We start from the raw sequence: 22819 nt of genomic DNA on the forward strand, positions 1-22819 counted from the left end.
ATTGTCATCAAATATAATCCACACTACACTCAATGTTTTTTCACAAATATGGTAATATATATTACATCATTGATTGAATAAGAGGGTAAAAATGAATTTTATGAGCGATAAATCCGTAAAAAAACTTCTCCATTCCTGGTATACAATGCTAAAGCATCGACATTTTTCGAAGGCTGAAGAAATCAAAAAAACACTGCTAAAATATAAACGGAAATTATCAAAAAAACAAGAACTCTATTTCCATTATCAGCTGATGCTTTTCCGTCACCAGCTCTGGATGAATCAGACAGAGGACTTAGAAAAACTCAAACATGAACTGCTGCCCCACAAAGATGAAATGAACGAAGAACTGCAATATTATTTTTATTTCTTTCTCGGATTATATGAATCTTTAAAAAGTGATCAAAATGATGCGATTCATTATCTCGAAAAGGCTGAGGAACGACTGCCATTACTTAACGATGAGCTGGAGGAAGCAGAGTTCCATTTCCGTACAAGCGGTGTTTATTATAACAACCGTTACTCGTTGTTATCGATTCGTCATGTTCAAAAAGCCATGGATATTTTTGCAAAGCACGGTGATATCCATAGCATCTATCGGTGTAAAATTGTGCTCGCTCTCAACTATAGCGACCAAAAAAAATATAAGGAAGCGGAAGATATTTTCATTGAAATTATTGATTACGTGAAAAAGATTGATGATCAAGAGCTGCTCGGTATCGTTTATTATGATGCTGGCTTTATTCAGTCAAGACAAAACCGTCATAAGGAAGCGCTGGAATACTTCAAAAAAGCGCTTCGTCTTCCAGCATACCGAAAGTCAGCACACTCCTATGTATCGTGCCTATACGAAACTGTGCGTTCCTGTTTTAAAGAAAATTTAACCGATGAAGGGATGAAGTATATTCAAAAAGGTCTGAAAGAAGCTGTTGCTTCCCAGTTTGATATATTAAGAATGAAGTTTCAAATCTTATCTCTTCTCTACAGCCAAACGCCAAAGGCAGATGAGCAGATCGCCACGCTCGTCACATGTCTTGAACGAAAAGAAGCCTGGATTGATCTTGAGGATCTTCTTGCTGATGTCTCAGATTTTTATAAAAAAAAGGGCGACTTTGAGCGAGCCGCCTTTTTTATCATGAGAGGCTGATACCAGCCTGCTGATTATCGAATTGTATTAATTAATCCCAGCATTTGATCGCCCATCGTAATCGTTCTTGAATTCATCTGATAGGAACGCTGTGTTGTCATGAGGTCTGTTAATTCTTTCGACATGTCCACATTTGATGTTTCCAGTGCACCTTGCTGAAGCTGAATCGCCTCTCGGTTTGCTCCATTTAGTGCTGTTAATGCACCTTGATAGGTTCCATCGACTGAGAACAAATTATCTCCTTCAGAGACAAGTGCTGACGAATTATTGACTTGTACAACGCCCAGATTCACTTGCTGATTGGGTTGATTGTCTCTTGAAATCGCCGTAAGCCGTCCATTTTTATCGATTGAAATATCACGGAAATTTGCATTTAAGACGATCGCATTTCCGTTTTCATCAAGAATCGGATAGCCTTCGCTCGTGACAAGCTGCACTTGATTACGATTATTGCCCGGCTGCAAGTAAAGTGAACCATCTCTTGTATAACGGATATTACCGCCGGCATTGACCTGCAAATACTGCGACGGCGCTCCGAAGGCAACATCAAGATCACGTCCTGTTTCTTTAATAGAGCCTTGCAGCGAGTTAATGGACGCATTGACCATTGTCCCCGTGCCAAGCCTTAACCCAGCAGGTGTCAGACGACTGTTTGCCACCTGCTCATTTTTTTCATCTACCTGATTAAACTGCTGTCTGATCAGCTCTGAGAAACGGGTGTTTTTCGCGCGGTACCCTGTTGTTTCACTGTTCGCGATGTTGTTGCTGATGATGTCAAGCTGCTTTTGCACTTCATTCATCGATACAGCTGCGTTTATCATCGTTCTAAGCATGAGAATCCTCCTTTCTTTTTCATTTCTTGATTAGTACACTCTGCCAATTTCATTCACTGCTTTTTCTAAGCTTTTATCATACGCCTGAACCACTTTTTGATTTGTTTCAAATGCTCGGTAGGCCGTTGTCATATCTGTATATGATTTCGTCACATCCACGTTCGAGAGCTCCGATACGCCTTGGCTTAACGTATAGGACATTTGACCGTTATTGACTGCACTTGGCAGGGGCTGGTTATCAGCTGTACGGTATAAATCATTTCCTTCACGCGCTAGGTTTCTTGTATCCATCGCAACACGTACATCGATTTGACCAAGATTTTGCCCATTTTCAGACACAGTACCATCTGCATTCACTTTGAAATTCTCACTCTGAACCGTAATCGGCTGACCCGTCACGGAAAGAAGAGCACGGCCATTAATCGTCAATTGATTTTGTGCGTTCAATGTAATGGAGCTGCTTTTCGTATAACGAACGCCTTCTGGTGTGTTGACCGCATAAAATAGCGCTGATTTCTGATTGGTCTCCGGATTGATCGGCACATTATTTTCAACTAGTGCTACATCTGTTGTTTGATCTGTTGTTTTTAAAGTTCCCTGTGTAAATTGAGGGATTAATTCCTGCATATATGTCCCAGTATTGATTCCACCAATCGGCGATTGCAGTGGAACGCTAAAGCCTTTGCCTGAGGATGTTTGGAAACGTCCTGATTCCATTCGGCTCAGCAGCATTTCTGGAAATGCACGCATTGCCCCTTCATCCGCTTTATAGCCTGGGGTATTCGCATTTGCGATATTATTTGAAAGCATTTCTGTCCGCCGCTCTTGAGCGATCATGGCAGATGTTGCGGTGTATAGTCCTTTTAACACGTGCTCACCTCATTCAAATTCTTTCACATGACCTAAACACAATCTTCTATGAAATATATCGGCTGATTAGCAGGGTTCTTTAATAAAAATCCCCCATTCTTTCTAAAAAGAATGAGGGAAATCATTAGCTGAGTTTACGCTTTGGCAGCTTGTCCATATTATCTAGCATCACGCCAGTACCAACTGCTACACAGTCCATTGGATTTTCAGCAACGAAAACTGGTACTTTCAGCTCTTCTGCAAGCAATTGATCAAGCCCGTTTAGAAGAGCTCCGCCACCTGTAATGATGACGCCGCGATCGATAATATCAGCTGATAATTCAGGCGGTGTTCTTTCAAGAACTTGTTTCGCAGCCTGAACAATCGCAGATACAGATTCACGCAATGCTTCTTCTACTTCTTTGCTTGTGACGGTAATCGTTCTTGGTAATCCTGTCACCATGTCTCGTCCACGAATCGAAATCTCTTCGTGACGTGCGTCTGGGAATACCGTTGCAACTTGGATCTTAATATCCTCAGCCGTGCGCTCACCGATCAACAGCTTGTACTCTTTTTTAATGTAGTTTAGAATTTCCAGATCAAATTTGTCTCCAGCCATTTTAATAGAAGAGGCGGTTACAATGTCACCCATTGAGATGACAGCGATATCTGTCGTTCCGCCTCCAATATCTACGACCATGTTTCCACTTGGCTGAAAAATATCCATACCAGCACCAATCGCTGCTACTTTTGGCTCTTCTTCAAGAAATACATGCTTACCACCGCTTTTTTCAGCAGCTTCTTTGATCGCCTTCTGCTCAACAGATGTAATATTTGTCGGGCAGCAGATGAGCATACGCGGCTTAGAGAACAGCCCTTTCACATTTAATTTGTTAATAAAATGCTTGAGCATCGCTTCAGTTACTTCAAAATCAGCGATTACGCCGTCTTTTAATGGACGAATCGCAACAATATTCCCAGGCGTACGTCCAACCATACGTCTAGCCTCTTCTCCAACAGCCAAAACTTTTCCGCTGTTTTTGTCAAGAGCTACCACAGATGGTTCATTTAACACAATTCCTTTTCCTTTGACATGAATCAGTACATTGGCAGTACCAAGATCAATTCCAATATCCCTAGCAAACATCTATATATATCCTCCTTGAAAATCTGTTTCCATAGCAAATACCACATTCTGCCCTAATTATATATTCTATCATAATTTGCAGAAAAAAAGATATTTCTTTACAAAAGTCTTTACAAAATTTGTGGTTAGAAACTACCGATATGAGGAAGATATATATATCATGTTTATGAACAAAGAACTAAGCTTACTGTTTCACAGGTTCGCCTTCTAAAATTTCTTCTTTTTTATACTTTAACTTGGTGGCTTCTCCTCCTCGCAAGTGGCGGATTGATTTATGATAATCCAGTATCTCCTTTACTTCATTAGCCAGATCTGGATTAATTTCTGGCAGTCTTTCTGTTAGATCCTTGTGTACAGTACTTTTAGAGACTCCAAATTCTTTCGCAATAACACGAACGGTTTTCTTTGTCTCCACGATATACTTTCCTATCTTGATTGTTCGCTCTTTGATGTAATCGTGCACACCACTCGACCTCCCTAAAATGGATGTGAGAAGTGTGAAATGAGATCCGTATGAAGATTATCCATTTTCAGCGGCGCTTGTTCGTCGTAATTTCTCATCCATTAGGTAGTAAATGCCAAACACGATCCCTCACCTCAAACACTCTCTTTGTCAGGTTTGTAACAGTGTATTAGCATTGAATAGGGAATATGCTAAAAATGAAGATGGGACAAGGGATTTATCAGAAAAGGCAAAACAAAAAATCATTTCGGGGCGCGAAAATTTTCACTTTACAAGAAAGAGTTCAGCACGTAAAATAGAAAAGGTGAATTTATTTACCTAGCTAAATATTTAAAAAAGGTGAGCATATGGATACGTTAAATAGAGAGTGTTTACATCAAATACATCAAGGCGCACGGCTGCTGTCTAAAAAGGCGAACGAAGCGCTTGCTGCTTATGACTTGTACATGTCCCAGTGGACTGTGCTTTTTTGTTTGGATACATTCGGCCCAAAAACCCAAAAAGACATCTGGACATATTTGAACGTCGAAGCACCGACCATCACCAGAACCGTCACCCGTTTAGAAGCAAACGGCTGGGTGAAACGTGTACAAGGCAAAGACAAACGTGAGAATCTGATCGTGATGACAGATGATGCAAAAGCCCGATTTGAAGAAATCAAACGCACGATGGAACAATTTGAAGAAGAATGTCTTTCAGATTTTACCTACGAAGAAAAACAACTCCTCCATACACTTTTACACAAATTATCAACTGAATAGGAAGTGACATACATCATGAACGAACGCATATGGACAAAAGACTTTATCATGATTGTCCTGGTGAATTTATTTACGTTCACCTCTTTTTATGCCCTTTTGACATTACTGCCCATTTATACAATGGATGAACTAAATGGAACAGAATCACAGGGCGGTCTCCTTGTGACGGTCTTCTTATTGTCTGCTATTGTGACAAGACCGTTTTCTGGAGCCATTATTGAGAAATTCGGCAAAAAACGGATGGCGATTTTCTCTTCTACGGCCTTTGCCTTACTCACTTATTTATACATCCTGATTGATCAATTCCAAACACTTCTTATGCTGCGTTTCGTACAAGGGATCTTTTTTAGTATTTTGACGACAGTTGCCAGTGCCATTGCGGCTGATATGATCCCGAAACATAAACGCGGGGAAGGACTCGGATACTTTGTGATGTCCATGAACCTCGCTGTTGTCATCGGTCCGTTTATCGCACTGAATCAAGTAGGTAAAATAGGATTTCATTCATTATTTCTTCTCTTTTCCATTATCGTGACCATCGGAGCCGCTTTTACGATGCTGATTAGACAGCCAGAGCCTGAAAACGGTGGAAGCATTGTCTTCCGATTCACGTTTTCTCACCTGTTTGAAAAAGGCGCATTAAAAACAGCGGCCGTCGGCATTATTATTTCCTTCTGTTATTCGCCGATTATTTCATTTATTTCAGTTTATGCCAATTCACTTCATTTGATGGGTGCAAGCAGTTATTTCTTTATTGTATTTGCGGCTGCAATGCTTGGATCACGTCCATTTACAGGCAGACTTTTTGACCGGGTTGGAGCTCACGTTGTGATCTATCCTTCGATTGCCCTTTTTGCCATTGGTTTATGGATGCTGACAGCGACACATTCAGCTACAATGCTTCTTCTATCAGGCGCTGTGATTGGACTTGGCTACGGTTCGCTCGTGCCATGTTTACAAACACTTGCGATTCAGCACTCACCAGCTCATCGTACGGGATATGCGACGGCTACTTTCTTCACCCTGTATGATACAGGTATTGCTGCCGGCTCATTTGTCTTTGGACTCCTTGTCAGTTTCACAGACTTTTCAAATGTGTACCTCATTGCGGGTATTGTGGTCTTACTGAGTATGGGCGTTTTTTATTGGAGCGAACGAAAACCTCAGGAAGCAAAAGCACAAAAGGTCTCCCTTTCAGAGTAAAAGGGTACTATTTTAAACTTCGCCGGAAACATGCTAAAATATAGGATATTCCAAATAGAGCATACAGGCTTTGTTGAAAAATAGTTAGCATTAAGCGAAAGTATAGGTGATGTTTTGAATTACGAATTGTTTAAAGTCATACACGGGATGGCTCACCATTCTGAGTTTTTAGATCAGGCCATGATCTTTATTACGAAAAAGGCCATGCTTGTGTACGCCCTTGTCTTATTGATTTGCTGGTTTTTAGGGAATCACAAATTTAAGAAGCATGTCTTCTTTTCCGGTGTAACAGGCATTGCAGCACTTATCGTCAACTTTGCCATTACATTGTTTCATTATGAAGAGCGGCCGTTTGTGGCGCATAAAGTCGACACACTCATCCCGCACTCAGCAGATGCTTCCTTCCCAAGTGACCATACAACAGGTGCATTGGCTCTTTCACTTGCCATTCGATCCCGTAATAAAAAGCTTGGCAACATCTTGCTCGTCTTTGGATTACTTACAGGATTCTCCCGCATCTGGGTCGGCCATCATTATCCATTTGATGTTTTAGGCAGCTTGGTCGTATCGATTGTGGTTGTCTTTATCATGAATAAATTATGGAAGTTCTTTGACTCTCCTATTGATCGTATCGTGACATTTTACGAGACAATTGTAGGGAAAATTTTCAGAAGGAAGACAAAGGATCAGGGCTCAGACCTGTCCAACTCTTAAGCGGACTTGCGATAACGTGATGAAGATTCTTCTTCCACTTATCGCGCCGCTTTTTTTATTGGCTTTCCCCCTCTAACCATACTCGAAAAATAAAGACTGACACCAATGCCAATAAGAGAAATGATGATCAATGTCCAGCCTAACTGCGCAAAGTGAGCACCAGCAATTTCATCCCCAAACAGCATACCAAGCACAGCAGACGACAGAATAGAACCAAGGTAGCGGCATGTTTGAAAAAGTCCAGAGGACGTGCCAATCATGTGCTGAGGACTTGCCTTGAGCATCGCAGCTTGGAGCGCAACATTCCCAATCCCATAACTGAGCCCAAGCAGAGCTAGAACCAATCCTTTCCCCCATAATGGCGCAGGAATAAAAAAGAAAGTCATGGCAGACGCTCCAGCCAGCATCAATACAGCACTCGCTAAAACTGGATGGCGTTCATCCCCGCGATCCACCCACTTTCCAGTCAGCGGTGACACAATAATACTCACCCCTGACATACACAGCATAAAAAGACCCGTCATCTCCACACGCCAGCCTAACTCATCCTGAAAATAACTCGGCAAACCAAAAAAGAGACAATAGAAAAAGATATTTAAAATGATAAATTGCACATACACAAGTGACAGCCGCTGCTTCTCCCTGAACATCCGTATTTGAATAAACGGTTCATCCACCTGATACTCCCACCAGATAAAAGCGCCTGCACTCAGGAGACAAAGAATACCCTGAACATATTGAATGCCATCACCCAGTGATAATAAAAATGAAAGCAGGAGAACAATGCAGACGGTAAAAAGAAGCATCCCTGGCAAATCGAGTGTTCGCACAGTTTCGCCTATGCGGAGCTTTTTCTTCTTCTGCTCCTTCGGAAACAAAAATAGGCCGAGAAAGAAACTGATCAAAATAAAAGGCAGATTCACTAAAAAGACAGCCGGCCAGCCGCCAATGGTCATCAAAAATCCGCCAAGCGTCGGTCCAAGCGCCGTCATCGCTGAAGCAAAAATGGATAATACCGCTAACGCCGAAGCCTGTCTTTCTTGAATATGATCCCGAATGAGTCCGACCCCAGAAGGATAAATGGCACTGCTTCCCATCGCCTGTAACAAACGGATCACAATCAGCACCGCAAACGTTGGGGCAAACGGCGCGCAAATGGCTGAGACTGCGACAAGAACCAGACCGAATAAAAATAAGGTTCTCCGGCTCATGACATGATCCCCAATCCGGCCGCTCACCGGCTGCGTCACTGCACTGGCTAAATAAAAAGAAGAAATAAGCCAAGATACGGTCGTAAACGACAAACCGAATTCATGCTGAATTTGATGCAAGGCCAAAGAAATCATTGATGAATTCAATGGATTCAACATCGTGCCAAAGGCAATAGCGGTTAAAAAAACTTTTCGGTTGTCTCTCCACTTGTTCATACACTGACCTCCTTTTTGCAATCCTTTCGTTATTATGAGATTCATTTCCCCTTTTTACCCTAATCAATTCAAGTTCTCTCTTAGAAAAGCAAGACATACATTCTAAAAAGGACGATTGTTGGAATAACACATATAAAATTGAGAATATGAGGAACAAATGGTAAGATGCTACACATATTGAAAAGCCTACTTTCTCCTTATATGGAGAACGGCTGAAAAGGGGGAGAAGCTTATTATTAAAAAAAGACGGTTTTGGGTCCCAGCCCTTTTCTCGGTTGCAGTATTACTTCTGTCTTCGTGTGGTTCAAATGAAACAAATGGGAACGGAGATAAACGTAATTCTACAGCGAAAGGGTCGCCAATTTTGGAGGATGGAAAATTTATTTTTGCAGCATCAGGTGAATTTCATCCGTTTAGTTACATGGATGGAAATCAGATGTCCGGCTTTGATATCGACGTAGGCAATGCGATTAGTGACAAACTAGGTCTCGCACCTATACAGAAAAAATATAAATTCGCAGGCATCGTCGAAGGCGTGAAAGCAGGTAAATTTGATGCGGCAGTTGCAAGTCATACCATCAATGAGGAACGAAAAAAACACGTCCTTTTTTCTAAGCCATATTACTACTCTGGTCCGCAAATTTTCACAAGACCCGGATCAGACATTCAACATGCGGATGACTTAAAAGACAAAGAAATTGCTGTATCCAAAGGGTCGTCCTACGCTGATATTGCCAAGGAACATAGCGGGCAAGAACCAAAATATTATGATAGTGATGTCGTCGCCTTAGAAGCACTGGCTAACGGAAAACACGATGCAGTCGTGACAGATTTCGCCACAGGCGCAGAAGCGATGAAGAAAAAATTAAAAATCACAGCGCAGGAAAGACTCGGACAAAGTGAGCAGGCAATTGCTGTTTCAAAAGAAAATGAACAGCTCATAAAAGAGATCAACAATGCGATTGACGCACTAAAAAAAGACGGAACATTAAAACAAATTAGCGAAAAGTACTTTGATGAAGACATCACGGTCAAACAAGATTAAAACCACGATTGTGCGCCCTTTTTATAGGCGCACTTTCTTCAAATGGAGATGATTGTTTTGCCTACCCTATCACACTTTTTTCAGACACTCATTGATTCAAGAGGTATTTTCTTAGAAGGAATGCTAATCACCTTACAGCTGACGGTGATCAGCATCTTCATCGGTATGTTCATCGGGCTTTTCTTTGCTTTATTGAAAATATCCCGCATAGCCGTTTTCGGTTATATCGCCAATGCTTATATCTTTCTTGTACGCGGAACACCACTTATTGTTCAGATTTTCATCCTATATTTCGGCCTCACAGAATTGAATATACCCGACTTCTGGGCTGCTTCCATTGCGCTCGCCTTTCATAATGGCGCCTATATAGCCGAAATATTCAGAGGCGCCATCCAATCCATTGATCACGGGCAAAAAGAGGCAGGACGATCTCTTGGTATGGGTCGTTTTTTAACAATGAGGCGTATCATTCTCCCTCAAGCGATGCGGCGTGCTCTTCCCCCTCTTGGCAACCAGTTCATTATCGGCTTAAAAGACTCATCACTCGCCGCCTTTATCAGTGTCAATGAACTATTTAACATCGCCACCACGCAAGGCTCCAACAGCTTTGACAATATGACGTATTTACTTGTTGTAGCCGTCTATTACTTAGTTCTTGTCCTGCTGTTAACATTCGCTGTCCAAACCTTTGAGAAGAAACTATCAGCCAGTGACCAATAGGAGGAGAAGCATGACAGAATCAAAGGAAATCATTCGTGTTGAAAAACTCAATAAATACTTTGGAGAGCTTCATGTTTTAAAAGATATCGATCTCACCGTATATGAAAATGATGTGGTCGTCTTAATTGGTGCAAGCGGTTCTGGAAAAAGCACCTTGCTCCGCTGTATGAACTTTTTAGAAATAAAAAATGATGGAGATATTATCATTGAGGGCAGCCCTGTTCATCCAAAGCGAGATCAATTAAACGAAATGAGACAAAAAATAGGAATGGTGTTTCAGCATTTTAATCTTTTCCCGCACAAAACTGTGCTTGAAAATATCATCGAAGCGCCTGTTATGGTGAAAAAAACAAAGAAAGCGCAAGCCATCGCTGAAGCCAGCACCTTGCTAGAAAAAGTCGGACTTGCGGATAAAGCCAACGTATATCCTTCTAAACTATCAGGCGGCCAAAAACAGCGTGTAGCCATAGCCAGATCTCTCGCCATGAAGCCTGATGTCATGTTATTTGACGAACCTACGTCTGCCCTTGACCCAGAACTTGTAGGCGAGGTGCTGCAAACGATGAAAAGCCTCGCAAAAGAAGGCATGACCATGGTCATTGTCACACATGAAATGGGCTTTGCGAAAGAAGTTGCCGATCGTGTCGTCTACATGCACGAAGGCCGCATCGTCGAAGAAGGCGTCCCTTCGGAATTGTTTGATTCTCCTAGGGAGGAACGTACAAAACTGTTTCTCAGTTCCATTTTATAGGTCAAACGCCCTTCATTTTTAGTGCTTAACTTACGTTTTTGCTCATTTTTTACGAACTTTTCATCCATTTATATTGAACTTAACCAAAAACCATGTCAGATAAACTTCCATGTATATGTTATATATGACTTTTCTCTCTATAATGAAGAATTAAGAAAACAATAATTCTGAATGATTCGGGGGAATGCAGCATGCAAATGGGTGATACAGTATTTATGTTCTTCTGCGCACTACTCGTGTGGTTAATGACACCGGGTTTAGCTTTATTCTACGGAGGACTCGTGAGAAGTAAAAACGTGTTAAGCACAACCATGCACAGCTTAACGTCACTAGCGATCGTTTCAATCGTATGGATCGTATTCGGTTATTCCTTAGCTTTTGCACCAGGCAATGCATGGATCGGAGGATTAGACTGGGTGGGCCTGAAAGGCGTAGGCTTTGAGCCTGGTTCCTATAGTGAGACCATTCCACATTCATTGTTCATGATGTTTCAAATGACCTTTGCCGTCTTAACAACAGCCATCATCTCAGGGGCCTTTGCTGAACGGATTCGCTACTCAGCAGTCGTTGTATTTACACTCCTTTGGGTCACATTTGTATACGCTCCAGTCGCACACTGGGTATGGGGCGGCGGTTGGATTGGCGAGATGGGTGCGCTTGACTTCGCAGGCGGAAACGTGGTTCACATCTCATCCGGTGTTGCAGGTCTTGTCGTGGCAATTGTGCTCGGGAAGCGTAAAGAAGCAGCAAGCTCTTCTCCGCATAACTTGATCTACACCCTTCTTGGCGGAGCTGTCATCTGGTTTGGCTGGTTTGGTTTTAACGTGGGTAGTGCTCTTACATTAGACAGCGTGGCCATGTATGCCTTTATTAACACCAATACAGCTGCTGCTGCAGGAATCATCGGCTGGCTGTTAGTAGAGTGGATGATCAACAAAAAACCGACCATGCTCGGCGCGATCTCTGGAGCCATCGCAGGTCTTGTCGCCATTACACCTGCCGCAGGCTTTGTTACACCGTTTGCTTCTATTATAATAGGAATCATTGGCGGGATCGTCTGTTTCTGGGGGGTCTTTTCACTCAAAGCCAAATTTGGCTATGATGACGCACTGGACGCATTCGGCCTTCACGGAATTGGCGGTACTTGGGGAGGAATTGCAACAGGACTCTTCGCCACAACTTCTGTCAATGACGGCGGAGCCAATGGCTTATTTTACGGAGATCCCAGCTTACTTTGGAAGCAAGTGGTCGCGATTGTTGCCACGTACGCTTTTGTTGCCGTTGTGACATACGTGATCATCAAAGTGGTCAATGTCTTCTTCAAAATTCGTGCAACCGAAGAAGAAGAATCAGTGGGTCTTGATTTAACCATGCACGGTGAAAAAGCTTATCAAGATTAAAGAAAAAGGGGTGTCTCTATGAGCAAAATGTATAAAGTGGAGATTGTCACACGTCCAGCTAATTTTGAAACATTAAAGGTGGAGCTTGGAAAGATTGGTGTCACCTCGATTACCTTTTCAAATGTACACGGCTGCGGCTTACAAAAGGGACATACAGAGCTATACCGCGGCGTCAAAAAAGAAAGCAACGTGTACGAACGATTAAAGATCGAAATCGTCCTAAGCAAAGTACCTGTCGAACAGGTCGTTGAAACAGCTCAAAAGGTACTTCGGACAGGCGAACCAGGGGATGGGAAAATTTTTATATATGAAATAGCGAATACAATCAACATTCGGACAGGTGAAGAAGGACCTGCCGCCCTATAGTGTATCCTCCGCCGAGTGGCGGAGGATCTTTTTAAGCAGAAAAAACCTCTGCATATTTATATACACAGAGGACCTTGTAAAACATTAAGATTGTTTTGTTTCTTCTGACTGACTGCTGTCTTTAGAGGAATCAGAAGACTTTTCTTGATCAGAGGATTTCCCCTTCTCATCAGACTTTTCTTCAGATTTTTCTCCAGCTGGCTCTTTGGCTTTATCTTCAGCAGCAGGTTCCTTCGTTTTTTCCTCAGTCTTTGGCTGAGCAGGTTCTTTTGCTTGTTCCGTCACTTCTTGCGCTGCTTTTTCAATTGTAGAAACAGGCTTGTCAATGAAGCTAAGCGGATTAAGCGCTAAACCTTCCATACGAATTTCAAAATGTACATGGTTGCCGCTTTCAGCACCATATAGATTTTTACCAGCAGCACCAATGACATCATTCTGCTTGACTTCATCGCCTTCTTTGACACTCACTTGTGACAACGATTGATAAACAGTCGATAATCCATCTTCATGTTCAATTTCAACAACGTGACCGAGGACTGGATCTTTTTTCGCTTGAACCACTGTTCCACTAAGAGCAGCTGTGACGTCAAACACTTTGCCATCTTTATCTGCAAGATCAATACCTTTGCTCAAGGTATAGGTGTTATTATAGTTTACAAGTGCTGCTTCTTTTTCTTTTTGGTCAGCATCTGCTTCATAGAACTTTTTCACGACAGAAACATTATCAGAATTCTGGACCGGCATTGCGACATTTTCAATTGGCTTTCCAACTTCAACGGCATCATCGCGCTGTTCTTGCCCTGTTTGATTTCCATCAGATAGTTGGTCTTTTACATCTTTTGATACAGCTTGATACCAAAGAACGGCTGTTAACACGACCGCTGCGCTGACCAAGTAAATAGCAGGGAATACCCAGCGCTTACGGAAAAATTGCTGAACTTTTGTGATTTTGGAAGTACGTTTCTTTTCTTCCTCTCTCATTTTTCATCACCTCAGCAACATTCTGAACACTTTTCAAAAAATATATACACACGAAATCATTTTTCTTTTTATTTTGCGCAATCGCATCAATAATATGTATGATAAATGAAAAAAAAGATGGGGGACTTAATTGTGAAAACTTTCAACCGCATAGCAACAGAAGATGACCTCAAAGCCATCGTTGATATCTACAATTCAACCATTGCTTCAAGAGAAGTGACCGCTGATACAGAACCAGTTTCTGTCGAGGACCGCCGGCAATGGTTTTTGAATCATTCCGAGAAAAGACCTCTCTATGTGAAAACAGATGAGGATGGAAATATCTACGGCTGGCTGAGCTTTGAAACGTTTTACGGAAGGCCTGCATACAACGGGACCGTTGAAATGAGTATCTATTTAAACCAAGACTATCGAGGAAAAGGCCTAGGATCACTTTTCTTGCAAGAAGCCATTGATTTAGCACCCTCATTAGGCATTCGAACGTTACTTGCCTTTATTTTCGGGCACAACGAAGCCAGCATTCGACTATTTAAAAAGCACGGCTTTGAGACATGGGGCCACCTGCCACGCATCGCAGAAATGGACGGCAGCAGATACGATTTAGATATCCTAGGAAAAGAATTATAAAACGAGCGTCTCCCTGAAAAAGAGACGCTTTTTTTATGACGCAAGTAACAGCTGTAAAAAAAGTGAAGTGAAGAGAGAAACAATTGAATCAATCAACATTCACTCTTCCTAAAGCACTACTTACTCAAGTATGATAAAGAGTGAATACATAAAGGAGTGAACACCATTGCAACAAACTGAGAAAATCATTCAATCTCTTCATTCAATCGTAAAGTGGGGAAAGGTTGGTAGTATCTTTCTCTATATTTCAGGCGGTCTGGCTATTCTTATTGGTTTTTGGCTTGTTCTTCCTGCAGCCCTTGGCGTCTTCCTCATTATGATGGGGATCCATGTACAAAAATCTGTAAAAGCGGCTGAACACTTGATTCAGGCTCCAGATACTTCTTACGAAGAATTATTAGAACAGTACGCTAAGATGATGAAAATGCAAACACTTTTTGCCATTTCAAGTATTGCCGCAGTTATTCTTTCATTCATTGCCATCGTTTTGATACTTATACTAGGCGGGTTAGCCTTCCTCCAAGAAATTCCTTATGATGTCCAGCAGTATGAGGATGATTACGAACAAGAACTCGGTGACTTTTATTAATGGGGAGGGGTATCAATAGTCATTCGATACCCCTTTTGTTTTTATCATTTGGCTTGGATCCTCCTCCTCTGCTTGACATTCAGTCTTGATCATTTTAAAATACAAATCGTAACTATTACGAATTAAAGGAGGATCCTATTACTTATGCGCGTGAAAATTACGTTGGCCTGTACTGAAACAGGTGACAGAAACTACATCACAACAAAAAATAAAAGAACGAATCCTGACCGATTGGAGTTAAAAAAATATTCTCCTCGATTAAAGAAATATACCCTTCATAGAGAAACAAAATAAATTTTTTAGATCATAAATCGTAATGATTACTTTTTAAGTGAGGCGGAAAACAAAATGATCGTTTTCAAAAGGACAAAAACAAATGAATAAGCGTATACCTGTTACAGTATTAAGCGGCTTTTTAGGAGCAGGAAAAACAACGATATTAAATCATGTTCTTCAAAATCGCAAAGGATTAAAAGTGGCTGTGATCGTCAATGACATGAGCGAAATTAATATTGATGCAGAACTAGTCAAACAAGGCGGCGAGCTTTCTCGATCAGATGAGAAACTCATTGAATTATCTAACGGCTGTATTTGCTGCACTTTGAGAGAAGATTTGTTAATCGAAGTAGAACGCCTTTGTAAGGCGGGTAATATCGATTATATTGTCATTGAATCAACCGGTATTAGTGAACCAATTCCCGTCGCTCAAACGTTTTCTTATATTGATGAAGAAATGGGCATAGATTTGACCCGCTTTTGCCGTCTAGATACGATGGTCACAGTAGTAGATGCAAATCGTTTCTGGACTGATTTCCAGTCAGGAGAGAGTTTATTAGATCGTAAAGAAGCGGTTTCCGATGACGACGTGCGAGAAATTTCCGATTTACTCATTGATCAAATTGAATTTTGTGACGTGCTTATTATCAATAAATGTGATCTAGTATCTTCCTCTGAATTAGATCGACTTGAGCATGTGCTGAACAAACTACAACCAGAAGCATCTATCATCAGAACCTCAAAAGGTATAGTACAGCCAGATGACATTTTGAATACTGGTTTATTCGACTTTGAAAAATCAAGTGCTTCTGCTGGGTGGATCAAAGAAATCAACGCAGGACATGTTCAGCATACACCGGAAACAGAGGAATACCAAATTTCATCTTTTGTTTACGAAAGAAGACTCCCTTTTCATACTGGCAGACTGAATGCTTGGTTAGATCAAATGCCTGAGCAGATCGTTCGTGCGAAAGGTTTTACTTGGCTTGCCACACATCATGATTTAACCATTTTAATTTCACAAGCTGGGAAATCTGTTGCGATTGAACCAATTGCATACTGGATTGCTGCTTTGCCTGAACAAGAAAAAGCACGGATATTAAATCAGGAACCAGAGCTTCTAGATGAGTGGGACGCAGAGTTTGGTGATCGCCATACAAAACTTGTGTTTATCGGTGTAGATTTACCTAAAGCAGAAATCATTCGTACTCTTGATCAATGCTTGCTTACACCTGAGGAATTTGATCAAGATTGGACTACATTTGAGGACCCCTTTCAATGGAAAATACAAAATTAGGCCAGGAGGGTTTTAATTGGCAAAGAAATCTAAGATTGCTAAAGAAAAAAAACGACAGCAGCTTGTATTGAAATATGCAGAATTAAGAAAAGAGTTAAAAGAAAAAGGTGACTATGAAGCTTTACGAAAATTACCTAGAGACTCTTCCCCTACCCGCTTAAAAAACCGCTGTGAATTAACGGGCCGTCCCAGAGGTTATTTACGAAAATTCAAAATGTCTAGGATTGCTTTTCGTGAGCTTGCCTATAAGGGTCATATCCCTGGAGTGAAAAAGTCGAGCTGGTAAAGAATGATTTGATCTTATCACAGCACTCGTAAAAGTAAAGCCGCACACAATGAGGGAAAATCTATTTTCCAATCTTATCTCAATCTTTTTGAGGTGCAAAATAGCAATTTAAAAACCAGCAGAGATTCTGCTGGTTTTTTATAGTGACTGAGTTCATAAGATAAAAAGACCTGTTTTCAAGAAAGGATTTTCAACAACGATTATGACATTTTCTCTTCTTTTCAAAAATACAAGATCATGATACTTTATTGTCATTACCCACCGATGTATGACATCTCAACCTTTTTCTGATCTTTTTTCTGCTCTCTCTCGGCCGAATATTGGTCATGTCTGTTCGACCATAATTTCTTTAACCTGTTCGTTAATTCTTCATTATTTTTTGTCGTACGAATCATCTGTTTCAGATCAAAACCCGATGAAGCAAACAGACATGTAAACAATTCCCCCCGTGCAGACAGCCTTGCTCTGTTACATGTGCCACAAAAAGCATCTGAAACGGAAGAAATAATACCTATCTCTCCTGAACCATCTTTGTAAAAAAATCGTTTGGCTACTTCACCTGTATATTGAGGAGGTTCTGGTTTGATAGGATATGTTGAATCAATTAATTCAATTATTTCTTTCTTTGTCATGACATGTTCTAGATTCCATTTATTCGTATTACCGACATCCATAAATTCAATAAATCTGAGAACGTGTCCTTCTTTTTTGAAGTAAGCTGCCATTGGTAAGACATCCTGATCATTCACACCTTTTTGAACAACCATATTAATCTTGATAGCAAGTCCAGCCTTTTTTGCAGCCTCAATACCATCAAACACTTTTTGGATAGAAATATGCCTTCCGTTCATTTGCTTAAAACGGTCGGGATTTAATGAATCTAAACTAATGGTGACTCTATTGAGACCAGCTCTCTTCAACTGATCAGCATATAAAGGTAAAAGTGTTCCGTTGGTTGTCATCGCAATGTCTTCAATCCCTGGAATGTTTGCGAGCTTTTCTATTAAGACAGGCAGATCCTTCCGCATTAACGGTTCTCCGCCCGTGATGCGTATTTTTACCACTCCTAGGTTCTTTACAAAAAGGGTAGCAAGTCGTTCAATTTCTTCGAAACTAAGCAGTTCTTCTTTTTTCAAGAAAGGATAATCCGGCCCAAAAATTTCAGCAGGCATACAGTACGTACATCTAAAGTTACAGCGATCAGTTACTGATATTCTTAAATCGCGCAATGGTCGATGTCTTTTATCTAAAATACTGACCATACTTTGCCTCCTATTCTGTAATACGATGAGGATGCGTGTAAATGTTAAAGGATTTTCCTCTGACGAATCCAACTGTCGTAATATTTAATTCTTCTGCCATTTTAAGCGCCAGCTCAGTAGGTGCTGATTTTGAAATGACGATAGACACTCCTAGTTTTGCTGCCTTCAATAGAACTTCTGACGATATCCGGCCGCTAAAAACAAGGATTTTATCTCTAAGTGGAATTCGCTGAAGTAAACAGTATCCATAAATTTTATCTAAAGCATTATGTCTTCCTATATCAGTTCTAGTGATGAATAGCTTCTCTGTGTCACACAGTCCAGCATTATGCACTCCGCCAGTATGTTGAAATAATTGGCTTTCTTCTTGCAAACACTTCATGAGATGCATACAGGTTTCAGCAGAAATACTGATTCGATCAATGGCTGTTTTTGCCGTCTTCACATCTTGAAGGAAATAAAAGTGTCTTCCTTTCCCGCAGCATGAACCAATCACTCGTTTTGTAAAATCTGATGAATCAAATCCACTTGAGTGAACTAAATCAACATAGGCAAAACCCATACTTTCATCTATTGTAAACCTTTTAATCTCTTTTTCAAATCGAATGACCCCTTCTGAAGCCAAAAAGCCGATAACCAATTCTTTCAAGTGCTCTGGTGAACAAACAAGGGTCACAAATTCTTCTCCATTTACCATCACAGTTAAAGGATATTCTTCTACAATTTCATCAGTTTTGCAGGTAAACTGGCCTTCATTGTATTGGTGTATGACTCGTTTCTTTTTAACAGAAGGATTCATTGTATGATCTTCCTTTCAATGCAAATTTAGTTATATGATCCAATCAAATTGTGATATTATTTTAAAAAGTCATAAAAATGTAACATATTTCTATCTTATCAAACTTCTTGACTGCTTTATATGGGGGGAACAAAATGAACAAATCGAAAAATCGCTGGCTCATCGCAGCAAGTGCTGTAGGAATTCATTTATCTATTGGGTCTGTTTATGCTTGGAGTGTTTTTACGAATCCTTTACATGAAGCCTTTCAGTGGTCATTAACAGAAATAAGTCTCACCTTCAGTATTGCTATTTTATTTTTAGGTTTATCTGCTGCTTTTATGGGACATTTCGTTGAAAGGTATGGTCCAAGGGCATCGGGGCTCTTCTCAGCTATTTTCTTCGGCATCGGAATGACTGGGTCAGGATTCGCTGTCCACATGTCATCACTGCCTCTCCTCTATTTATTTTATGGTGTACTCGCTGGAATAGGGTTAGGGGTAGGCTATATTGCACCTGTATCAACTCTAGTCAAATGGTTTCCGGATCGAAGAGGTCTTGCAACCGGCTTAGCCATTATGGGGTTTGGGTTTGCTTCTCTTATATGCAGCCCAATTATTCAATATCTCATTGAAAAAGTGAATATCGCAAATACTTTTTATATTCTTGGAATCTCCTATTTTATCATCATGGTGATCTCATCTCTTTATTTATCACCACCAACACCTGATGACGTCAAACAATTTGATGTATTCAAAATAAAGAAAAGAAAAATCCCTCAAGATTTATCACAGCTTACAGCAAATGAAGCGATCAAAACAAGACGTTTTTATTATTTGTGGCTTATGCTTTTTATTAATATCACATGCGGAATCGCTATTATTTCAGTAGCGTCACCTCTTGCTCAAGAAAGTGTTGGGTTCACTGCAGGTGCTGCAGCTACTCTTGTGGGCATTTTAGGTGCTTTTAATGGTTTAGGACGCATTGGCTGGGCATCGTTTTCAGATTATATAGGAAGACCGAATACGTATACGATTTTTTTCAGTATCCAGCTCATTGCTTTTCCTTTACTCCCCTATTTAAAAGAACCGTTCATCTTTTCAATCGTCATGGCGATCATTTATACGTGCTATGGAGGAGGATTTGCTTCAATTCCAGCCTATATTGGGGATTTGTTTGGTACAAAGCAGCTTGGTGCCATACATGGTTATATTTTGACTGCTTGGGCCGCTGCGGGATTAGCAGGACCACTATTTTCATCCTTCATCCGAGATATAACAGGTAATTACACACAAAGCCTTATGGTGTTCTCTGGCTTATTTTTCATTGCTTTTATCATATCACTTCTGATTCGAAAGGATATTCAGCAGCTAAGAGAAAAAAACCTATCTGCTGCTTCCTCTGTCTCAGCCCGATCTTAATTTGAATTTGACAGAATCACAATCTAAAGGTAATTTTTAGATATGAAAACGCTTTACAAAGTATTAGGAGGGTGATGATCTCATGGGGAAAACAAAACATAAGGGGCCTGTAAAACTCAATAAAAAACCCTCACCAAAGCTATGGGCGTCTTTTGTACCAATGGGGCTTGGCAAAGTGAAACCGAAACACATTCGAGATACGATGAAAGTGGCATGGGAGAACAAAGATAACCTTCCCTACGCGTACCGTATTTTAACGCAGGGTGTTTGTGACGGCTGTGCCCTTGGCGTCTCAGGACTGTATGATCAAACGCTCGCAGGACCTCATATATGCACCACAAGACTAAATGTGCTTCGTCTTAACACAATGCCAGCTATTGATCCAAAATGGTTTGAAGATATTCATCAGCTAAAGCAAATGGACAGCACCTCTCTTCGCAAGCTTGGGCGGATTCCTTATCCATTGATCCGAAAAAAAGGTGACAATGCCTTTACACGTATTTCTTGGGATGATGCACTAGATCAAATCGCAGCTAAAATCCAATCAATTGATAAACGGCAGCTTGCTTTCTATTTAACCGCCAGAGGAATTACAAATGAAGTTTATTATACGGCTGCAAAGGCTGCTCGATTTATAGGGACGAATCATATTGATAATGCTTCTCGCATTTGCCATTCACCAAGTAAAACCGCTCTTAAACGGTCCCTTGGCATCGGTGCTTCCAGCTGTAATTACAGTGATTGGATTGGAACGGATGTATTAATTTTTTGGGGATCTGTCGCAGCAAACAATCAGCCTGTTTCCACTAAATATATGTACGCTGCTAAAAAGAAGGGAACAAAAATTATCGTCATCAATCCGTATAAAGAGCCTGCTATGGAAAAGTATTGGGTTCCTTCTATTCCAGAGAGTGCTTTATTCGGTACAAAAATTGCAGATGATTTTTACCAAGTCAATATAGGCGGAGATATTGCGTTTATGAACGGCGTCATCAAGCATTGGTTTGACATGGAGCAGCATGCTCCCCATTCGGCTCTTGATCACGAATTTATTCAAAGACATACAACAGGCATACAGGATTTAAAGCAGCATGTCGCACAATTGAAGTGGGAGGACCTAGAAGCATCATCAGGTTTATCAAAAGAAAGAATGAAGGAATTTGCGACACTTCTTGCCAATGCTAATTCAGGCGTTTTTATTTGGAGTATGGGCCTTACTCAGCACCGCTTTGCAACTGATAATATATCACAGGTTGCCAACCTTGCCATGCTGCGCGGATTTATCGGCAGAAAACATTGTGGTGTCATGCCAATTCGGGGACATAGCGGCGTCCAAGGTTCTGGTGAAATGGGCGCTGATCCATTCGTTTTGCCGGGTAGTGATTTTGATGAAGAGAATATTGAAAGAATCGAACGTATATGGGGGTTTGACATTCCTAAATGGCATGGTGACACCATTGGGCAATCCTTTGAGAAGATGGCTCTCCCAAAAGACCATCCACAAAAACTCAAAATGCTGTTTACGAGTGGCGGAAACTTTTTAGAAACGATGCCAAATCCGGAAGCGATCGAAAAAGCATTATCTGAACTTGAACTCCGTGTTCACCAAGATATCATTTTGAATACCTCTACGCTGGTAGACGCTGAAGAGGCGGTGATTGTGCTGCCTGCTATGACAAGGTATGAACAACCAGGCGGCGGCACATCAACCAGTACGGAACGCATGGTATATTTCAGTCCAGAAATTGAAGGACCTCGTATTGAGGAAGCCAGAGCGGAATGGGACATTTATGTTGATCTTGCGAAAAGAGTCCGGCCAGAAGATGCCGAGCTGATACATTTTGAAACAGCTGAAGACATTCGTCGTGAGATTGCGGTCGCCAACCGAAATTATGATGGCATCCAGCATTTACGTCACAAGGGAGACGTTTTTCAATGGGGAGGCGCATGGCTTTGTGAAGATGGCGTGTGTCCAACACCAGACGGCAAGGGACATCTTCTTCCTGCCCAGCTGCCTCAATATCGAAAAACCGAAGGACATTTCAATATCACGACAAGAAGAGGAAAGCAATTCAACTCCATGATCTACAGTGAAAAGGATGCCTTTAATGGTGGAAAACGTCATTCTATCCTAATGAATGAAGAAGATGCAAAAGAGCTTTACGTCCAAGAAGGTGATCCAGTTGTTCTCTTTAATCAATATGGATCCTATCAAGGAGTGGCTCAATTCGGAGAGTTGAGACGCGGCAATATCGCAGTTTATTGGCCGGAAGGGAACGTTTTAATTCCTAAAGGTGTGTATGAGAGCTACTCACAGATTCCCGAGTATAATACGGCTGCCATATTAGAAAAAGCCGAAACCTTCCATGCAAGAAAGGATCAGCATTATGTGGAGAAACGAATTGATGAATTAGAAACGACTTTGAATTAATCGTCAACTTAAAAACAGCTGGGGTTGTTTTCCCCAGCTGCCATT

24 protein-coding genes are annotated in these 22819 nt (G+C 41.1%); 16 read left to right on the forward strand and 8 right to left on the reverse strand.

Features of this window, described 5'->3' with window-relative positions; translation table 11 throughout:
- Positions 1 to 91: 91 nt before the first annotated feature.
- Positions 92 to 1147, forward strand: a complete 1056-nt coding sequence (locus NSS65_RS17375; RefSeq protein ID WP_034281195.1) for a tetratricopeptide repeat protein — start codon at positions 92 to 94, stop codon at positions 1145 to 1147.
- 14 nt (positions 1148 to 1161) lie between these two features.
- On the opposite strand, the gene NSS65_RS17380 is transcribed toward NSS65_RS17375, so the two are convergent.
- The 4 genes from NSS65_RS17380 to spoIIID all read right to left on the reverse strand — a co-directional run bounded on the left by NSS65_RS17380 (position 1162) and on the right by spoIIID (position 4439).
- Positions 1162 to 1980, reverse strand: coding sequence for a flagellar hook-basal body protein (locus NSS65_RS17380; RefSeq protein ID WP_034281197.1), 819 nt, complete (start codon positions 1978 to 1980; stop codon positions 1162 to 1164).
- Positions 1981 to 2010: 30 nt separating this feature from the next.
- Complete coding sequence (locus tag NSS65_RS17385) at positions 2011 to 2850, reverse strand: flagellar hook-basal body protein (RefSeq protein WP_061110178.1); 840 nt, start codon at positions 2848 to 2850, stop codon at positions 2011 to 2013.
- Between the two features lie 124 nt (positions 2851 to 2974).
- The gene (gene mbl / locus NSS65_RS17390) at positions 2975 to 3976 is read right to left on the reverse strand and encodes a cell shape-determining protein Mbl (protein ID WP_007497573.1); all 1002 of its coding nucleotides are present in this window, start codon (positions 3974 to 3976) and stop codon (positions 2975 to 2977) included.
- Between the two features lie 184 nt (positions 3977 to 4160).
- Positions 4161 to 4439 (reverse strand): sporulation transcriptional regulator SpoIIID, encoded by a 279-nt coding sequence (gene spoIIID, locus NSS65_RS17395; protein WP_008343327.1) that lies wholly within the window; start codon positions 4437 to 4439, stop codon positions 4161 to 4163.
- Positions 4440 to 4786: 347 nt separating this feature from the next.
- Here spoIIID and NSS65_RS17400 point away from each other — a divergent pair, with 347 nt between their 5' ends.
- From NSS65_RS17400 to NSS65_RS17410, 3 genes are all read left to right on the forward strand, one after another.
- Complete coding sequence (locus NSS65_RS17400; RefSeq protein ID WP_024423697.1) at positions 4787 to 5200, forward strand: MarR family transcriptional regulator; 414 nt, start codon at positions 4787 to 4789, stop codon at positions 5198 to 5200.
- Positions 5201 to 5215: 15 nt separating this feature from the next.
- Positions 5216 to 6403, forward strand: a complete 1188-nt coding sequence (locus NSS65_RS17405) for an MFS transporter (RefSeq protein ID WP_101676544.1) — start codon at positions 5216 to 5218, stop codon at positions 6401 to 6403.
- A gap of 114 nt (positions 6404 to 6517) precedes the next feature.
- Positions 6518 to 7117: an undecaprenyl-diphosphatase gene (locus NSS65_RS17410; RefSeq protein ID WP_326135245.1), complete on the forward strand. Its 600-nt coding sequence runs from the start codon at positions 6518 to 6520 to the stop codon at positions 7115 to 7117.
- Between the two features lie 38 nt (positions 7118 to 7155).
- On the opposite strand, the gene NSS65_RS17415 is transcribed toward NSS65_RS17410, so the two are convergent.
- Positions 7156 to 8544, reverse strand: a complete 1389-nt coding sequence (locus NSS65_RS17415) for an MFS transporter (protein WP_081124950.1) — start codon at positions 8542 to 8544, stop codon at positions 7156 to 7158.
- Positions 8545 to 8743: 199 nt separating this feature from the next.
- Here NSS65_RS17415 and NSS65_RS17420 point away from each other — a divergent pair, with 199 nt between their 5' ends.
- From NSS65_RS17420 to NSS65_RS17440, 5 genes are all read left to right on the forward strand, one after another.
- Entirely contained in the window at positions 8744 to 9589 is an 846-nt protein-coding gene (locus NSS65_RS17420; protein ID WP_240491058.1) for a transporter substrate-binding domain-containing protein, read from the forward strand.
- Between the two features lie 42 nt (positions 9590 to 9631).
- Positions 9632 to 10309, forward strand: a complete 678-nt coding sequence (locus NSS65_RS17425) for an amino acid ABC transporter permease (RefSeq protein ID WP_081338887.1) — start codon at positions 9632 to 9634, stop codon at positions 10307 to 10309.
- 10 nt (positions 10310 to 10319) lie between these two features.
- Positions 10320 to 11060 (forward strand): amino acid ABC transporter ATP-binding protein, encoded by a 741-nt coding sequence (locus tag NSS65_RS17430; RefSeq protein ID WP_034281207.1) that lies wholly within the window; start codon positions 10320 to 10322, stop codon positions 11058 to 11060.
- 191 nt (positions 11061 to 11251) lie between these two features.
- A complete protein-coding gene (locus NSS65_RS17435; RefSeq protein ID WP_034281208.1) occupies positions 11252 to 12460 on the forward strand; it encodes an ammonium transporter in 1209 nt (402 codons plus the stop codon).
- 18 nt (positions 12461 to 12478) lie between these two features.
- Entirely contained in the window at positions 12479 to 12826 is a 348-nt protein-coding gene (locus NSS65_RS17440) for a P-II family nitrogen regulator (protein ID WP_034281209.1), read from the forward strand.
- 84 nt (positions 12827 to 12910) lie between these two features.
- Here the strand turns inward: NSS65_RS17440 and NSS65_RS17445 are convergent, their stop codons facing one another.
- The gene (locus NSS65_RS17445; protein WP_065214872.1) at positions 12911 to 13807 is read right to left on the reverse strand and encodes a M23 family metallopeptidase; all 897 of its coding nucleotides are present in this window, start codon (positions 13805 to 13807) and stop codon (positions 12911 to 12913) included.
- A gap of 117 nt (positions 13808 to 13924) precedes the next feature.
- Here NSS65_RS17445 and NSS65_RS17450 point away from each other — a divergent pair, with 117 nt between their 5' ends.
- The 5 genes from NSS65_RS17450 to rpsN all read left to right on the forward strand — a co-directional run bounded on the left by NSS65_RS17450 (position 13925) and on the right by rpsN (position 16882).
- The gene (locus NSS65_RS17450) at positions 13925 to 14434 is read left to right on the forward strand and encodes a GNAT family N-acetyltransferase (protein WP_029706351.1); all 510 of its coding nucleotides are present in this window, start codon (positions 13925 to 13927) and stop codon (positions 14432 to 14434) included.
- A gap of 166 nt (positions 14435 to 14600) precedes the next feature.
- Positions 14601 to 15023, forward strand: coding sequence for a DUF5362 family protein (locus tag NSS65_RS17455; RefSeq protein WP_041115525.1), 423 nt, complete (start codon positions 14601 to 14603; stop codon positions 15021 to 15023).
- A 144-nt stretch (positions 15024 to 15167) separates the two neighbouring features.
- A complete protein-coding gene (rpmG, locus tag NSS65_RS17460; protein ID WP_003214771.1) occupies positions 15168 to 15317 on the forward strand; it encodes a 50S ribosomal protein L33 in 150 nt (49 codons plus the stop codon).
- 82 nt (positions 15318 to 15399) lie between these two features.
- A complete protein-coding gene (locus NSS65_RS17465; protein WP_326135244.1) occupies positions 15400 to 16596 on the forward strand; it encodes a GTP-binding protein in 1197 nt (398 codons plus the stop codon).
- A 16-nt stretch (positions 16597 to 16612) separates the two neighbouring features.
- On the forward strand, positions 16613 to 16882 hold the full coding sequence (gene rpsN, locus NSS65_RS17470) for a 30S ribosomal protein S14 (protein WP_025093900.1): 270 nt from the start codon (positions 16613 to 16615) through the stop codon (positions 16880 to 16882).
- A 254-nt stretch (positions 16883 to 17136) separates the two neighbouring features.
- Here rpsN and moaA read toward each other — a convergent pair whose 3' ends face one another.
- Both moaA and fdhD read right to left on the reverse strand, forming a co-directional pair.
- Positions 17137 to 18144 (reverse strand): GTP 3',8-cyclase MoaA, encoded by a 1008-nt coding sequence (gene moaA / locus NSS65_RS17475; protein WP_326135243.1) that lies wholly within the window; start codon positions 18142 to 18144, stop codon positions 17137 to 17139.
- Between the two features lie 10 nt (positions 18145 to 18154).
- Entirely contained in the window at positions 18155 to 18943 is a 789-nt protein-coding gene (gene fdhD, locus NSS65_RS17480; RefSeq protein WP_034281213.1) for a formate dehydrogenase accessory sulfurtransferase FdhD, read from the reverse strand.
- Positions 18944 to 19077: 134 nt separating this feature from the next.
- On the opposite strand from fdhD, the gene NSS65_RS17485 reads away from it, so the two are divergent.
- Both NSS65_RS17485 and NSS65_RS17490 read left to right on the forward strand, forming a co-directional pair.
- On the forward strand, positions 19078 to 20343 hold the full coding sequence (locus NSS65_RS17485; protein ID WP_326135242.1) for an OFA family MFS transporter: 1266 nt from the start codon (positions 19078 to 19080) through the stop codon (positions 20341 to 20343).
- An 82-nt stretch (positions 20344 to 20425) separates the two neighbouring features.
- Positions 20426 to 22774: an FdhF/YdeP family oxidoreductase gene (locus tag NSS65_RS17490; RefSeq protein ID WP_065214876.1), complete on the forward strand. Its 2349-nt coding sequence runs from the start codon at positions 20426 to 20428 to the stop codon at positions 22772 to 22774.
- The last annotated feature ends 45 nt before the right edge of the window (positions 22775 to 22819 follow it).

Origin of the sequence: Bacillus sp. FSL K6-1006 (assembly GCF_038593175.1) — a bacterium.
GTDB lineage: Bacteria > Bacillota > Bacilli > Bacillales > Bacillaceae > Bacillus > Bacillus safensis.